This window comes from Synechococcus sp. A15-62 (genome assembly GCF_014280075.1).
Classification (GTDB): Bacteria; Cyanobacteriota; Cyanobacteriia; order PCC-6307; family Cyanobiaceae; genus Parasynechococcus.
Genome location: NZ_CP047950.1, coordinates 1,555,882 through 1,569,470, shown reverse-complemented (window position 1 = coordinate 1,569,470; position 13,589 = coordinate 1,555,882). Strand labels below are relative to the sequence as shown.

Below are 13,589 nucleotides of genomic sequence, written 5' to 3'. Positions count from 1 at the left end.
AGCCGCGTCGATGTCTGAGTCGGGCCCCGGTAAGAGCAGCGATCACCCCACCCTGCTGGTCCGCGACCGCGAGGGCCATGACCTGCTGTGTTTCCTCGAGCATCTGATCCCCATCGAGGGGCAGGACTACGCCCTGCTCTCGCCGGTTGATACACCGGTCTCGCTGTTTCGGCTCAATGACGATGCTGAGCCGGTGCCGATTACGGAAGTTGCCAGCAGCGAGCCGATTCTCTCGGTGGCTGATGTGGTGCTCCAGGAGCACGATCTGGTTCTGGTGCGATCGGCGATCACCCTCACCGTCAGTGGTGAATTGGAGGAGCCGGATCAGGACGAGCTCGACGAGCTGGAGGAGGACGACGACGTTGATGAGGACGCCGAGACCTTTGAACTGCTGGTGAGCTTCATGGTTGAAGCGGAGGAATACGGCCTCTACATCCCGCTCGATCCGTTCCTGGTGTTGGTGCGAATGGTGGATGGCCAGGCCGTGCTGCTGAGCGACGATGAGCTCGATCGCATTCAACCCTTGATTGAGGCGGAACTGGAGGAGCGTGAATGGCCGGATTGACGGCACAGCACTGGTTGATCCCCGATTGGGATCCCCATCTCACCATCGCCCAGCTTTCGCTTCCCCACCTCACGGCCCATGGCCTAAAGGCCGCCGTGATTGACGTCGACCGAACCCTTCTGCCCGGTCGCGACGTGACCCTCCCAGGGCCGGTGCGCGACTGGCTGGTGGATGCCGGCCGCCGCCTGCAATTGCATCTGTTCAGCAACAACCCCTCCCGCGAGCGGATTGCTGCTGTGGCGGATCAGCTGCAGGTCAGCTTCACCTTTGGTGCCGGCAAGCCCCGCCGTGGTGCCCTGCGCAGCGTGGTTCGTGATCTTGCGCTGCCACCGGAGGCGATCGCGATGATCGGCGACCGCCTGTTCACGGATGTGCTCTGTGGCAATCGAATGGGGCTCTACACCGTGCTGGTGCGCCCGGTTAGAGAGGACGGCAAGCCCTGCAGCCATGACCGGGTGCAGCGGTTTGAACGCGCCATGGCCCGCGTGATGGGGGCGCCTTCAGCATGACCCTGTGGGTCGTGAAAATCGGCACCAGCCTGCTTCGGGGGGAGACCGCTACCATGATTGATGGCTATGCCCGCTGCTTCGCAGGGGCCATGGACCGCGGTGATCAGGTGGTGCTGGTCACCAGTGGTGCCGTCGGGCTGGGCTGCCAGAAGCTGGCCCTCACCAACCGACCCGACACGGTGGTGGCCCTGCAGGCGGCTGCAGCCATTGGCCAGGGGGCGTTGATGGCGCTCTATGAACGGTCCATGGCCCGCCATGGTCGTTCCGTGGCCCAGGTGCTGCTGACCCGCTCCGACCTGGCCGATCGCCGTCGCTACCAAAATGCTTCGGGCACCTTGCGGCAGCTGCTGAGCTGGGGGGTGCTGCCGGTGATCAATGAGAACGATGCCCTTTCGCCGGCTGAGTTGCGCTTCGGCGACAACGACACCCTCTCGGCGTTGGTGGCCGCCGCCGTTGAAGCGCAGCAACTGATCCTGCTCACGGATGTTGATCGCCTCTATTCCTCGGATCCACGGGTTGATGCCAACGCCGAACCGATCTCGGATGTTCGCCACCCTCGGGAGCTGGACTCGTTGGAACAGGGGGCCGGCGACGGGGGGCGCTGGGGCACCGGGGGAATGACCACGAAGCTGGCGGCAGCCCGCATCGCCACCGCCAGTGGCATCACCGTGCAGCTCGCCGACGGCCGCGATCCCGCTCGCCTTGAGGCTTTGTTGCAGGGAGAACGGGGAGGGACGGTGTTTCATCCCCACCCTGAACCCCTGGGCAATCGACGCAGTTGGCTTGCCCATGTGCTTCGACCCGAGGGTGAACTGCAGCTGGATGCGGGAGCCTGTGCGGCGCTGCAGCACCGTGGTGCGTCCCTGCTGCTGGTGGGTGTGACGGCGGTGCGGGGTGACTTCGCCGCCAATCAACCCGTTCAGTTGCTGGACCCTGATGGTGAGGATCTGGGCCGTGGCCTCTGTTCGATGGACAGCGACCAGTTGCGGGCCGCGATGAATGACCCATCTCCCGGAGAGTCCTCTCCGGTGGTGGTGCATCGCGATGGCCTGGTGCTGCGCAGCCGTTAACCACGTCTACGATCCGCCGGACTGCCCTGGCCTCCATGCGTTTCAGCACCCTGATCAAGGTTCTGCAGACCGGTGATGCAGGCCTGCGTTGGAGCCAGCCGGGGTTGGACCCATGGGTTGAGGGTGCCGCTTCCCTCGATCAGGCCTCAGCGGCGCAGCTCAGCTTTCTGGAGAAGGGCAACGCCCTCACGGCGGCTCTGGGCGCCAGCGGTGTGGGTGCCCTGTTGCTGCCCGACCAACAGGATTTGATTGATCTGGCGTCGCAGCGTGGCATCGCCTTTGCGGTCTTCGCCGATCCGCGTCTTGCCTTTGCTGAAGCCCTCGATCAGTTGCATCCCCGCCGCCGGCCCTTGGCGGAGATTCACCCCTCGGCAGTGATCGATGAACGAGCTGTGGTCGGGCCCGGCACAGCGGTGGGCCCGCGGGTCTGCATCGGGGAGGGAAGCCGTCTTGGCGCCGACTGCATCGTTCACCCCGGGGTGGTGATCTACGACGACGTGGTGGTGGGTGATGGCTGCGAGCTGCACGCCAATGCCGTGCTTCACCCCGGCAGCCGACTCGGCCGTGGCTGTGTGGTGAACTCCAATGCCGTTGTCGGCTCCGAGGGATTCGGCTTTGTGCCGACGGCGAAGGGCTGGCGAAAAATGCCGCAGACCGGCCAGGTGGTTCTTGAGGACGGTGTTGAGGTGGGTTGCGGCACCACCATCGATCGCCCGTCCGTTGGAGAGACCCGCATTGGTGCCGGCACCAAGATCGACAACCTTGTACAGATCGGCCATGGCGTCACCACCGGCCGTGGCTGTGCCTTCGCCTCCCAGGTGGGCATCGCTGGGGGAGCTCAGATTGGCCAGGGGGTGATCCTGGCGGGCCAGGTGGGGGTCGCCAATCGCGCTGTGGTCGGAGACCGCGCCATCGCCAGCTCCAAGAGCGGCATTCACGGTGAGGTGGCCCCTGGAGTGGTGGTGAGCGGCTATCCCGCGATCCCCAACCGTCTCTGGTTGCGCTGCTCCGCCACTTTCAGCAAATTGCCGGAAATGGCCAAGACCCTGCGGGAGCTCAAGCGGGACACCCCTCAGTAACCTCAGCGGTCGACCTGCCGCACCGCATCGTCATGGCTCAGCACCGCGTTGTTCTCCTGCCCGGTGATGGCATCGGCCCCGAGATCACCGCTGTCGCCCGCCAGCTGCTGGAGGTGGTGAGCCAGCGCCATGGCTTTTCGCTGAGCTTCGAAGAACAGCCCATCGGCGGCAGTGCCATCGATGCCACCGGTGAGCCGCTGCCCGCCAGCACCTTGGAAGCCTGCAAGGCAGCCGATGCGGTGTTGCTGGCAGCCATCGGCAGCCCCCGTTTCGACAGCCTCCCCCGCGAGAAACGCCCGGAAACCGGCCTGCTCGGCCTGAGAGCCGGCATGGAGCTGTTTGCCAATCTGCGGCCGGTGAAGATTGTTCCGGCCCTCATCGATGCCAGCAGCCTCAAGCGTGAGGTGATCGAGGGGGTGGACCTGATGGTGGTGCGGGAACTCACCGGGGGGATCTACTTCGGTCAGCCCAAGGGACGCATTGAGACCGAGGGGGACGAGCGCGGCTTCAACACCATGACCTATTCCGCCTCGGAGGTGGATCGGATCGCAAAGGTGGCCTTTGAGATCGCCCAGGAGCGGCGGGGCCGGCTCTGCTCGGTGGACAAGGCGAATGTGCTCGATGTGAGCCAGCTCTGGCGGGACCGCGTGGATGCCATGGCGCCCAGCTACGGCGCTGTGGAGGTGAGCCACATGTATGTGGACAACGCGGCGATGCAGCTGGTGCGTGATCCCCGTCAGTTCGATGTGCTGCTCACCGGCAACCTCTTCGGCGACATCCTCAGCGATGAGGCGGCGATGCTCACCGGCTCCATCGGCATGCTGCCCTCCGCCTCCCTCGGCAGTGAGGGCCCTGGTTTGTTTGAGCCTGTGCACGGTTCAGCTCCCGATATCGCCTGTCAGGACAAGGCCAATCCCATGGCCATGGTGCTGTCGGCCGCAATGATGCTGCGCATCGGCCTCAAACAGGCCGCGGCTGCCGATGATCTTGAGGTCGCTGTGGATGCCGTTCTGGCCGGTGGCTTCCGTACGGGTGATCTCATGGCAGAAGGCTGCACCCAGCTGGGTTGTCGCGCCATGGGTGAGCAATTGCTCAAAGCTCTGTAAGCCAGAGATTGGTGCAATTGGGCCCTGATCTGGCAGGATCGCCGGGCCCGTAGTCCCTGCGTCGATGTCGAAGCGTCATCCGGTTGTCGCTGTTACCGGTTCTTCCGGAGCTGGAACCAGCACCGTCAAGCGCGCCTTCGAGCACATCTTTGCGAGGGAAGGCATTACCCCTGCAGTGGTGGAAGGCGACAGCTACCACCGCTACGAGCGGATGCCCATGAAACAGGCCATGGCGGATGCCCTGGCCAAGGGTGAGAACTTCTCCCACTTCGGCCCTGAGGCCAACCTCTTCGACAAGCTCGAGGAACTGTTCCGCACCTATGGCGAAACCGGTGCTGGTCAGAAGCGCTACTACCTCCACAGCGTTGAAGAAGCGGCTGAACACAACGCCCGTCTGGGCGTCAACCTTGAGCCGGGTCAGTTCACGCCTTGGGAAGACATCCCGACCGGCACTGACGTGCTGTTCTACGAAGGTCTTCATGGCGGTGTGAAGGGCGAGGGCTACGACGTGGCCGCCCTGGCCGACCTTCTGGTGGGTGTGGTGCCGATCACCAATCTCGAGTGGATTCAGAAAATCCACCGCGACAACGCTGAGCGTGGTTATTCCGCTGAAGCGATCGTTGACACGATCCTGCGCCGGATGCCTGATTACATCAATCACATCTGCCCGCAGTTCAGCCAGACCGACATCAACTTCCAGCGTGTTCCCACCGTGGACACCTCCAACCCCTTCATCTGCCGGAACATCCCGACCCCGGATGAAAGCTTCGTGATCATCCACTTCCGCAAGGGTGCTCGTGAGAAGTGGGGGATCGACTTCGGTTACCTGCTGAACATGATCCACGATTCCTTCATGTCCAGCCCCACCAGCATCGTGGTGAACGGCGGCAAGATGGGCTTCGCTATGGAACTGATCCTCACTCCGATCATTCACCGCATGATCGAAGAGAAGAACAAGCTCAGCTGATCGCTTCTCTTAACAACAATCGTCTCTACAATGGGCTCATCTGAGTGATCAGGTGGGCTCTATTTCTTTGTCAACGCCCTCCTTTGAAATCCGTGGAGCATCGGGGGCGCTCTCGGCTCCCCGCTGGGATCGCATTGACAGCCGCTCGCTGATCGCCCAGGCCCGTCGCATTTATTTCGCCTATCTCTCCAGCAGTCCTGCGGGGCAGGAGCCTCTCGGCGTGGTGGTGGATCCGCAGGAACCCGATGGTCGTGTGGTTTTCGAGACCCCTGTTCTTCTGCCGGATGAGGAGTTCATTGCCATCGATCTGATCCGGGGGCGCACGAGCCGTGGCCGGACCCGATGGAAGGGTTGATCCTGGTTTGGACAGGCCTGCTGGGCGCCTGCGTCGGCAGCCTCACCAACGTGGTGGCCTGGCGTTTGCCCCGCCAGGAATCGGTGGTCTTCCCCGGCAGCCACTGCCCCAAATGCGGCCATGCCATCCGCTGGCATGACAATCTTCCGGTGCTCGGTTGGCTGCTGCTGAGGGGGCGCTGCCGTGATTGTGATGCGGTGATCAGCTGGCGTTACCCCGCCGTGGAGGCCCTGAGTGCCGGTCTCTGGATCTCGGCGCTGTTGGTGTGGCCTGGTGCTGGCGGGGGCCTGCCTGAACTCTGGCTCCCCTGGGCCGGGCTGCCTCTGATCGCGCTGCTGCTGCCACTGGTGTTGATCGATTTGGACCACCTTTGGTTGCCGGAGCCTCTGTGCCGCTGGGGGTTGGTGCTGGGCTTGCTCGTCAGCACGGCTGCTGGGATCTCTGTTCTGGCCAGCCATTTGATCGCCGCGGTGCTGGCCCTGCTGCTGTTGGAAGGTCTCAGTGCCCTGGCCGAACGGTTGTTGGGACAGCCTGCGCTGGGCTTGGGCGATGCCAAGTTGGCGGCGCTGGGCGGCGCCTGGTTGGGGCCTGGGGGCATCGCAGCGGCAATGGCCCTTGCGGTTGTCTCGGGAGCCTTGTTCGGCAGCGCCGCGCGTCTCAGTGGCCGGTTGGGCCCCAGGGAACCGTTCCCCTTCGGTCCCTTCATCGCTCTGGGCATTTGGCTGGTCTGGTTGACCGGTCCGCAGTGGTGGTGGAGCACCTGGTTGACGCTGCTGGGCGCTTGATGGATCAGCGTCTATTCCCCGCGCCGGCTTTTAATGGTGTGAGCTGACGGCCCTGTGTGTCTCTGTTCGATTGGTTTGCTGATCGCCGCAAGGGTCAGTACGTCGCCAACGTCAAGCAGGAACCGGATGAGGGCGATGGTCTGTGGAGCAAATGTCCCGAATGTGGTCAGGTCGTCTATCTCAAAGACCTGAAACTCAACGCCAGTGTCTGCGCCAACTGTGGCCATCACCACCGGATCGACAGTGCTGAACGCATCGCACTGATTGCAGATCCCGACAGCTTTCAGGTGCTAAACGCGGATCTGGCACCGGTGGATCCCCTCGGATTCAAAGACCGGCGTGCCTATGCCGACCGGTTGCGGGAAAGTCAGGCCTCGACGGGGCTGCGGGATGGTGTGGTCACCGGGCTCTGCCGGGTGGAAGGCATCCCCATGGGCCTGGCAGCGATGGACTTCCGCTTCATGGGTGGATCGATGGGCTCCGTGGTCGGCGAGAAGATCACCCGTCTGATCGAGGAGTCCACCGCCCGCAAGCTGCCGCTGCTGATCGTCTGTGCCTCCGGCGGTGCCCGGATGCAGGAGGGGATGCTCAGCCTGATGCAGATGGCGAAGATCTCGGGCGCGCTGGAACGCCACCGTGAAGCCGAGCTGCTCTACATGCCCTTGCTCACCCACCCCACCACGGGGGGTGTGACCGCCAGTTTCGCCATGCTGGGCGATCTGATCCTGGCGGAACCGAAGGCGTTGATTGGTTTCGCGGGGCGCCGGGTGATCGAGCAGACCCTGCGCGAGAAGCTGCCCGACAATTTTCAGACGGCTGAATATCTGCAGGAGCACGGTTTCGTGGACACGATCGTTCCCCGCACCCAGCTGCGCTCCACCCTGGCCAATCTTCTGCGCCTGCACGGCTGCAAACCGATGGAGCTCACCAGCGCATGATCCGAGCTGGTTGTGTTTTGATCCTGGCCTTGCTCTGCTGGGTCGCCCCCGTGCTGGCGGGCCCCGTGGAATGGATTGAGGTGCCTGCCACCGAGGCTGGCCAGCAGTGGTGGGACCGCGGCAGTGTGCGCATCGATCGGGATGGATATCGAACCGTGCTGAGCCGGTTCACCCCAGCGGCCAGCGAGGTCGGGGATCAGCCCTCAGGAGAGCTCTATGTGATGCAGCTGGACTGCTCCCAGCAGCTGTATCGCGACAAACAGGTGAACGGTTTGCCGCGTTTTCGTGCCCAATGGCAGCCGGCGGGGGATGACGGGCTGATCACCTCTGTGATCGAGGCTGTCTGCACCGAACCCCTCTCCAGCTGAGATGTCTCCACAGCCCCTTGGTGTTGCCATAGCCGGTCTCGGCTTTGGGGAGAAGGTTCACCTGCCGGCCCTTGCGGCAGCGACTGATCTTGAGGCGGTGGCCCTTTGGCACCCGCGCCAGGAGCGCCTGGATGCCGCCACAGCCGCCCATGGCTTGAAGGGATTCGGCGATTGGGATGCCCTGCTGGCCGATCCCGCGGTGGACGCGGTGATCATCGCCACTCCCCCCGCACCTCGCTTTGATCTGGCCCGCCGGGCCCTGGAGGCGGGCAAGCACCTGCTGCTGGAAAAGCCCATCGCGCTGCATGCCGATCAAGCCCGCGATCTGCAGCGGCTGGCCCTGGCCCGGGGACTGTCAGTGGCTGTGGATTACGAGTACAGGGCAGTTCCCCTGTTCATGCAGGCCGCACGCCTGCTGCAGGCCGGCGCTGTCGGCACGCCCTGGCTGGTGAAGCTCGACTGGTTGATGGGCAGCCGTGCCGATCCCCAGCGCGGCTGGAACTGGTATGCCCAGGCGGATCAGGGCGGCGGCGTGATCGGAGCCCTGGGAACCCATGCCGTGGACATGCTGGCCTGGCTGATCGGCCCCCTCGGGGCTGTTCAGGCCCTGAACGGCGTTTCGATCAAGCAACGCCCTCACCCCGATGGTGGTCTGGCCGCCGTGGATGCCCCCGATGTGTCGCTGCTGCAGACCGTTGCCCATTGGCAGGGCAGGCAGGACCTGCCGGTGCCGGCACAGGTCAGCCTCAGTTCCGTGTCACGCAACGGCCGCGGTTTCTGCCTTGATGTGGTGGGCTCCTCGGGATCGCTGCTGCTCAGCAGCACCAATCAGAAGGACTACGTCCATGGCTTTGAGTTGCAGCACTCCCCGCTCGGTGAGCCCTTCCGCGCGGTGGAAGCCGATGCCGACCTCGCCTTCCCGCAAACCTGGACGGATGGTCGCATCGCCCCTGTGGTGCGGGTGCTGGGCTGGTGGGCCGAAAGCATTCGCAGTGGGCAACCGATGCTGCCTGGACTGGCTGAGGGCGTGGCCAGTCGTGTGGCCTGCGATCAAGCAGCAGCAGGGGGCACATTGGATCTTGCGTAACACGCGGTAAAATTGCCGGCGATTCGTCTTTGACGACCCCAACCCTCCGAGGATTTATCCATGGCGCTCGTTCCGCTTCGGCTCCTGCTCGACCACGCCGCTGAGAACGGCTACGGCATTCCTGCGTTCAACGTGAACAATCTGGAGCAGGTCCAGGCCATCATGGAAGCGGCTGACGAGACCGACAGCCCGGTGATCCTTCAGGCCTCCCGCGGCGCCCGCAGCTACGCCGGTGAGATCTTCCTGCGTCACCTGATCCTGGCCGCGACCGAGACCTATCCCCACATCCCCGTGGTGATGCACCAGGACCACGGCAACGCCCCTGACACCTGCTACTCCGCTGCCATCAACGGTTTCACCTCCGTGATGATGGACGGCTCCCTGGAAGCCGACGCCAAGACTCCCGCCAGCTACGACTACAACGTCAACGTCACCAAGCAGGTTGTGGACTTCGCCCACTCCGTGGGTGTGAGCGTTGAGGGTGAGCTGGGTTGCCTGGGCTCCCTGGAAACCGGCAAGGGTGAAGCCGAAGATGGCCACGGTTTCGAGGGTGAGCTGTCCAAGGACATGCTGCTCACCGATCCAGCTGAGGCTGCCGACTTCGTTGCCAAGACCAAGTGCGATGCCCTGGCCATCGCCATCGGCACCAGCCACGGCGCTTACAAGTTCACCCGCAAGCCCACGGGTGAAGTGCTGGCCATCAGCCGTATCGCTGAGATCCACAAGGCCATCCCCAACACCCACCTGGTGATGCACGGCTCCTCCTCCGTTCCCCAGGAATGGCTGGAGATGATCAACAAGCACGGTGGTGCCATCCCCGAGACCTACGGCGTTCCCGTCGAGGAAATTCAGGAAGGCATCCGCAACGGTGTGCGCAAGGTGAACATCGACACCGATAACCGCCTGGCCTTCACCGCAGCTGTGCGTGAAGCGGCCATGGCCGATCCTTCCAACTTCGACCCCCGCCACTTCAACAAGCCGGCTCGCAAGTACATGAAGCAGGTCTGCCTTGACCGTTACCAGCAGTTCTGGGCTGCCGGCAACGCCAGCAAGATCCAGCAGCAGAGCATCACCTACTACGCCGGCCTTTACGCCAAGGGTGCTCTTGATCCCAAGGCTGCCGTCGCTGCCTGATCTTCACGATCAAACGATTCATCACCAGGGGCCGAAAGGCCCCTTTTTTTTGCTCTGAGTCCAGGAGCTGAGCCTGGTGGATTCAGGGGATGTTCACCTTCAGATCCATCCGATTGTTCTGGCGGCGGTTCCGCGGCTCGATCACCAGCTCCTGGGGATCGGCGATCACGGCGATTGAGTGCTCCCCCGGGGGGAGCGGCCAGGACAGGCTGTAGCTCTCGCTTGCTCCCGCATTCATCCAGGGGATCTGCAGGTAGCGGTGATCGCTGAAGCGATCGTCGACGACCACAGCTACCCCCACATCACTCACATCAAGTGCACCGGCATTGCTGAAACTGAAGTGGATCTGCTCATCTCTGTACGTGAGCGTTTGGATGGCGAGATCACTGCAGAGCGACTCAATCGTCTGCAGTGGGTAAAGCACCAGCTGTTGGATGCTTCCGAGGCGGGTGTTGGGGTGATCGTGGAGAACATGCCCCCCGTAGGCCAGGTCGGTGCTGCAGCCGTGCAGATGCAGATGATCGCCTGCCTTGGGCACCGTCACGCGCCCCCGTTCAGGCTCACAGTCGAAGAACCCGCAGCAATCCCATTGCATCGATTTGCCGAGATAGCGGATCGGATCGCCGGGCTTCTCTGGTGGTAGTGGCGCCAGGCGGTAGTGCTGGAGTCTGTCGTAGATGCTCGTCTCGGCTTGGCTTCCCGCGTCTGAATCACGGGAGAACGAATGGTTGCGTTGCTGTTGCCCCATGCAGAGCTTGGAGGCCACGGTGATCACCAGCTCATCCCAGTGCGCCAGCAGGCGGATGCCGTAGATGGGTGCTTCTGCCAGGGCCCCGCGCTTGCATTCCTGCTCGATTGCGGCACTGATCAGCTCCTGAGTTGGACGATGCGCCTGCTGCTTGAGTGGGCCGAGGTCCACGGTATGACGCAGGGCCGTGACATCCCCGGTGAAGCAGACGTAAGGAAAATGACCGCTACCGTCGCCAGGCTGCAGCCGAATGATGCTGCCGTTGTGGGCGATGCAGCGCCAGATGTCCGAGTTACCGGAAGCGTTGCGAAGAAAACTGAGTTCCCCGTTCTCCAAACTTGAAGTGGTGCCAAGCCCCAGCACGTCGCCATTTAGGGGAATCCGTTCCAGCGGCAGGTGCTCCCGTATATCCCCCTGGATCAGATCGGACACCGTGTTTGCAATGGTGAGGTCGGCCAACGGGGTGAGGCTGCACTGCTCCATCGCTAGCGGCAAAGGCCTCCAAGCACCACGGTTTCATCCTGCGATCAGGCCAACAGGCTGAGCAGGCCGTTGTTGCCATCCAGTTGCGCCTGCACTCCCAAAGGCAAAGCCTGGTTGGGCCGACCATGGCCCAGCGGCAGATTCAGCACCAGTGGAATCCCAAGATCGCCAAGGCGTTCTTCCAGGATCTCGTCCATCGAGAAATCCCCGGGAAGGATGTCGTCTTCAGCCCAGCTGAAGCGACCGCAGGCGACCCCTGCCAAGTGCTGCAACAGGCCTGCGCTGCGCCACTGGGTCAGCATCCGATCAACCCGGTAGGGCGCTTCGCCCACATCTTCCAGCACCAGGATGGCCCCCTTCAGGGAGGGCAGCCAGGGGGTGCCGATCAGGTGCGTCGCCACGGTCAGGTTGGTAACCACCAAGGGCCCGCGGGCGATTCCCCGTCGTCGTGGGTCGCCCAGCAGGGGTGCCACGGGACGGCCACGGAGCAAATCCACCGTGCGTTGCCACTGCGCCTCACTACCACCGCTGGATCCATGGATGGCTCCCGGCAGGCCAGCGGCCCACTGGGCCAGCAGCAGGGAGCTGATGTCGGAGAAGCCCAGGCTCCATTTGGGACGTCGCGGAAAGCGAAAACCGGCTTCGAGCACGCGGGCGGCGCCCCAGCCACCGCCAACGGTTACCACGGCATCCACCGTTGGATCGTTCCAGGCTGATCTCAGATCCTCAACCCGTTCCTGGTCCGTTCCCGAGAAATAGCGCCATTGACGGGTGACGGTGGCAGGAATCTCAAGATGCCATTGCTGTTGATCACAGCGTTCGCGCAAGGCCTGAAGATCGGTGTCCGGATCCATCCAGGTGCCAGGGTTCACGGCGCGGATGCGTGATCCAGGCTTCAGGGGTTTCAGCTTGCGCTGGGCAGCAATGGCCCCGGGGGAAAGCAGGGCCGTGATGACCGTGGACGCCCCTGAAATCAGCAGCGTCCGGCGGGTTGGCATCAGCCCAGCAGGGCTTCCAGCATGCGGCGGCCGTCGGTGCCTCCCGTGGCCGGATCGCAGGCCCGCTCGGGGTGGGGCATCAGGCCCAGAACGCTGCCGCTGGCATTGGTGATGCCCGCGATGTCGGACACCGACCCATTGGGGTTGTTGCCGTAGCTCAGGGCGATGGCGTCGTCGTCCTGAAGCTGCTTGAGCGTGTCATCGCTGCACTGGTAGCGGCCTTCACCGTGGGCAATCGGCAGGGTCAGAGCTCCGTCGTTGTACCCCTGCATCCAGGCCGTGCGTTGGCTCACCACCTTGAGCGGGGCGTCCTCACAGATGAAGTGCAGATCTCGGTTGCGGGTGAGAGCACCGGGGAGAAGGCCCAGCTCTGTGAGCACCTGGAATCCGTTGCAGATGCCGAGCACGCGACCACCCTTGGCCGCAAAATCGATCAATGACTGCAGGGCTGGTGCGAAGCGGGCAATGGCGCCGCAACGCAGGTAGTCGCCATAGCTGAACCCGCCAGGCAGAACGATGGCGTCAAAACCGCTCAGGTCGGTCTCCTCATGCCAGACCCGGCGCGTGCTCATGCCCAGGCAACCCTCGGTTGCCCATTGCACATCCCGATCGCAGTTGGATCCCGGAAAAACGATGACCCCGATGCTCATGACTGCTCCAGCTCCAGGCTCCAGTCCTCGATCACCGGGTTGGCCAGCAGGCGATCACTGAGAAGTTCCAATCTGCGGCGGGCCTCGGCCTCGTCTGGAGCCTCCAGTTCCATTTCCACGGCTTTACCGATCCGCAGTTTGCTGAGGCCTTCCACCCCAAGTCGTTCAGCGGCACCACGCGCAGCTTCTCCGGCTGGATCGAGCACAGAGGGGCGCAGACGCACGAGGACGCGGGCTTGAAAACGCGGCACGATCAGCAACTGGTCTGATCAAATCCTGACAGACACCAAACCCTGAAGAGATCCGGGGCGCCCCACCGGTTTGGCCCTTGCCGAGCCGCATGGTGACGAGGAGGCCCTACTCCAGCGTGTCGCTCAGGCCGTGTCTGTGTTTCGCATCCAGTTTTGGACCGCTGTTCTGCTGTTCATCGGCAGCTCTGCCGGTGCCAGCTCAGCCGCAGCGGCCACGATGCGCTGCCGGATTAATCAGCAGGCCTGGAGTCCCTGCCGGATGGTCGCTGCACGTCCTGGAGAGCGCTGGGTGTTGATCTGGAAGCAACGGCGCGTTGAATTCGTCCATGACGGCACGGGCCAGATGAGGATGCGGGTTGGTCAGGCTGAGAACTGGCGCGAGGTGGAACCTTTCTGGACGGCGGACCACAGCCTCTGTTGGGGTGCTGTTTGTGCCACGGGTGCCATCCCGCTGGAGTGAAACCGGGGTGATAAATCTGAACTGAGGGCTGATTCC

General features: G+C 63.5%; 17 protein-coding genes. 13 read left to right on the top strand and 4 right to left on the bottom strand.

What is annotated here, in order from left to right:
• The first annotated feature begins 10 nt into the window (after positions 1-10).
• The 12 genes from SynA1562_RS09015 (at position 11) to fba (ending at position 9,963) form a co-directional block, all read left to right on the top strand.
• Positions 11-565: a DUF3727 domain-containing protein gene (locus tag SynA1562_RS09015; protein ID WP_186493597.1), complete on the top strand. Its 555-nt coding sequence runs from the start codon at positions 11-13 to the stop codon at positions 563-565.
• Complete coding sequence (locus SynA1562_RS09010) at positions 553-1,074, top strand: YqeG family HAD IIIA-type phosphatase (RefSeq protein WP_186493596.1); 522 nt, start codon at positions 553-555, stop codon at positions 1,072-1,074. Before SynA1562_RS09015 ends, SynA1562_RS09010 begins: the two co-directional genes overlap by 13 nt.
• A complete protein-coding gene (gene proB / locus SynA1562_RS09005; protein ID WP_186493595.1) occupies positions 1,071-2,144 on the top strand; it encodes a glutamate 5-kinase in 1,074 nt (357 codons plus the stop codon). The genes SynA1562_RS09010 and proB overlap by 4 nt, the downstream gene beginning before the upstream one ends.
• A gap of 35 nt (positions 2,145-2,179) precedes the next feature.
• Entirely contained in the window at positions 2,180-3,223 is a 1,044-nt protein-coding gene (lpxD, locus tag SynA1562_RS09000) for a UDP-3-O-(3-hydroxymyristoyl)glucosamine N-acyltransferase (protein ID WP_186493594.1), read from the top strand.
• Between the two features lie 32 nt (positions 3,224-3,255).
• Positions 3,256-4,329: a 3-isopropylmalate dehydrogenase gene (gene leuB, locus SynA1562_RS08995; RefSeq protein ID WP_186493593.1), complete on the top strand. Its 1,074-nt coding sequence runs from the start codon at positions 3,256-3,258 to the stop codon at positions 4,327-4,329.
• Between the two features lie 64 nt (positions 4,330-4,393).
• Complete coding sequence (locus SynA1562_RS08990) at positions 4,394-5,296, top strand: phosphoribulokinase (protein ID WP_114987927.1); 903 nt, start codon at positions 4,394-4,396, stop codon at positions 5,294-5,296.
• Positions 5,297-5,363: 67 nt separating this feature from the next.
• On the top strand, positions 5,364-5,651 hold the full coding sequence (locus SynA1562_RS08985) for a hypothetical protein (protein WP_186493592.1): 288 nt from the start codon (positions 5,364-5,366) through the stop codon (positions 5,649-5,651).
• On the top strand, positions 5,639-6,436 hold the full coding sequence (locus SynA1562_RS08980) for an A24 family peptidase (RefSeq protein ID WP_186493591.1): 798 nt from the start codon (positions 5,639-5,641) through the stop codon (positions 6,434-6,436). Before SynA1562_RS08985 ends, SynA1562_RS08980 begins: the two co-directional genes overlap by 13 nt.
• Before the next feature lie 56 nt (positions 6,437-6,492).
• Complete coding sequence (accD, locus tag SynA1562_RS08975; protein WP_186493590.1) at positions 6,493-7,374, top strand: acetyl-CoA carboxylase, carboxyltransferase subunit beta; 882 nt, start codon at positions 6,493-6,495, stop codon at positions 7,372-7,374.
• Positions 7,371-7,742 (top strand): hypothetical protein, encoded by a 372-nt coding sequence (locus tag SynA1562_RS08970; protein WP_186493589.1) that lies wholly within the window; start codon positions 7,371-7,373, stop codon positions 7,740-7,742. The genes accD and SynA1562_RS08970 overlap by 4 nt, the downstream gene beginning before the upstream one ends.
• 1 nt (position 7,743) lies before the next feature.
• Entirely contained in the window at positions 7,744-8,829 is a 1,086-nt protein-coding gene (locus SynA1562_RS08965) for a Gfo/Idh/MocA family protein (protein ID WP_186493588.1), read from the top strand.
• A gap of 60 nt (positions 8,830-8,889) precedes the next feature.
• Positions 8,890-9,963: a class II fructose-bisphosphate aldolase gene (gene fba, locus SynA1562_RS08960; RefSeq protein WP_114987921.1), complete on the top strand. Its 1,074-nt coding sequence runs from the start codon at positions 8,890-8,892 to the stop codon at positions 9,961-9,963.
• An 82-nt stretch (positions 9,964-10,045) separates the two neighbouring features.
• Here the strand turns inward: fba and SynA1562_RS08955 are convergent, their stop codons facing one another.
• From SynA1562_RS08955 to purS, 4 genes are read right to left on the bottom strand one after another with little or no spacing between them, the layout of a single operon-like run.
• A complete protein-coding gene (locus SynA1562_RS08955; RefSeq protein WP_255445622.1) occupies positions 10,046-11,194 on the bottom strand; it encodes a CARDB domain-containing protein in 1,149 nt (382 codons plus the stop codon).
• A 44-nt stretch (positions 11,195-11,238) separates the two neighbouring features.
• On the bottom strand, positions 11,239-12,192 hold the full coding sequence (locus SynA1562_RS08950; protein ID WP_186493587.1) for an LD-carboxypeptidase: 954 nt from the start codon (positions 12,190-12,192) through the stop codon (positions 11,239-11,241).
• Positions 12,192-12,842, bottom strand: coding sequence for a phosphoribosylformylglycinamidine synthase subunit PurQ (gene purQ, locus SynA1562_RS08945; RefSeq protein WP_114987919.1), 651 nt, complete (start codon positions 12,840-12,842; stop codon positions 12,192-12,194). Before purQ ends, SynA1562_RS08950 begins: the two co-directional genes overlap by 1 nt.
• The gene (gene purS, locus SynA1562_RS08940; protein ID WP_011364806.1) at positions 12,839-13,093 is read right to left on the bottom strand and encodes a phosphoribosylformylglycinamidine synthase subunit PurS; all 255 of its coding nucleotides are present in this window, start codon (positions 13,091-13,093) and stop codon (positions 12,839-12,841) included. Before purS ends, purQ begins: the two co-directional genes overlap by 4 nt.
• Before the next feature lie 70 nt (positions 13,094-13,163).
• Between purS and SynA1562_RS08935 the strand changes: the two genes are divergently transcribed.
• Positions 13,164-13,553 carry a hypothetical protein gene (locus tag SynA1562_RS08935; protein WP_186493586.1) on the top strand — a complete coding sequence of 130 codons (390 nt, stop codon included), beginning with the start codon at positions 13,164-13,166 and terminating at the stop codon, positions 13,551-13,553.
• The last annotated feature ends 36 nt before the right edge of the window (positions 13,554-13,589 follow it).

Bases quoted from the DNA above. Each gene is read 5' to 3' on its own strand.
- SynA1562_RS09015 (WP_186493597.1), top strand. From the start codon at position 11: ATGTCTGAGTCGGGCCCCGGTAAGAGCAGCGATCACCCCACCCTGCTG.
- SynA1562_RS09010 (WP_186493596.1), top strand. From the start codon at position 553: ATGGCCGGATTGACGGCACAGCACTGGTTGATCCCCGATTGGGATCCC.
- proB (WP_186493595.1), top strand. From the start codon at position 1,071: ATGACCCTGTGGGTCGTGAAAATCGGCACCAGCCTGCTTCGGGGGGAG.
- lpxD (WP_186493594.1), top strand. From the start codon at position 2,180: ATGCGTTTCAGCACCCTGATCAAGGTTCTGCAGACCGGTGATGCAGGC.
- leuB (WP_186493593.1), top strand. From the start codon at position 3,256: ATGGCTCAGCACCGCGTTGTTCTCCTGCCCGGTGATGGCATCGGCCCC.
- SynA1562_RS08990 (WP_114987927.1), top strand. From the start codon at position 4,394: ATGTCGAAGCGTCATCCGGTTGTCGCTGTTACCGGTTCTTCCGGAGCT.
- SynA1562_RS08980 (WP_186493591.1), top strand. From the start codon at position 5,639: ATGGAAGGGTTGATCCTGGTTTGGACAGGCCTGCTGGGCGCCTGCGTC.
- SynA1562_RS08970 (WP_186493589.1), top strand. From the start codon at position 7,371: ATGATCCGAGCTGGTTGTGTTTTGATCCTGGCCTTGCTCTGCTGGGTC.
- SynA1562_RS08965 (WP_186493588.1), top strand. From the start codon at position 7,744: ATGTCTCCACAGCCCCTTGGTGTTGCCATAGCCGGTCTCGGCTTTGGG.
- fba (WP_114987921.1), top strand. From the start codon at position 8,890: ATGGCGCTCGTTCCGCTTCGGCTCCTGCTCGACCACGCCGCTGAGAAC.
- SynA1562_RS08955 (WP_255445622.1), bottom strand. From the start codon at position 11,194: ATGGAGCAGTGCAGCCTCACCCCGTTGGCCGACCTCACCATTGCAAAC.
- SynA1562_RS08950 (WP_186493587.1), bottom strand. From the start codon at position 12,192: ATGCCAACCCGCCGGACGCTGCTGATTTCAGGGGCGTCCACGGTCATC.
- purQ (WP_114987919.1), bottom strand. From the start codon at position 12,842: ATGAGCATCGGGGTCATCGTTTTTCCGGGATCCAACTGCGATCGGGAT.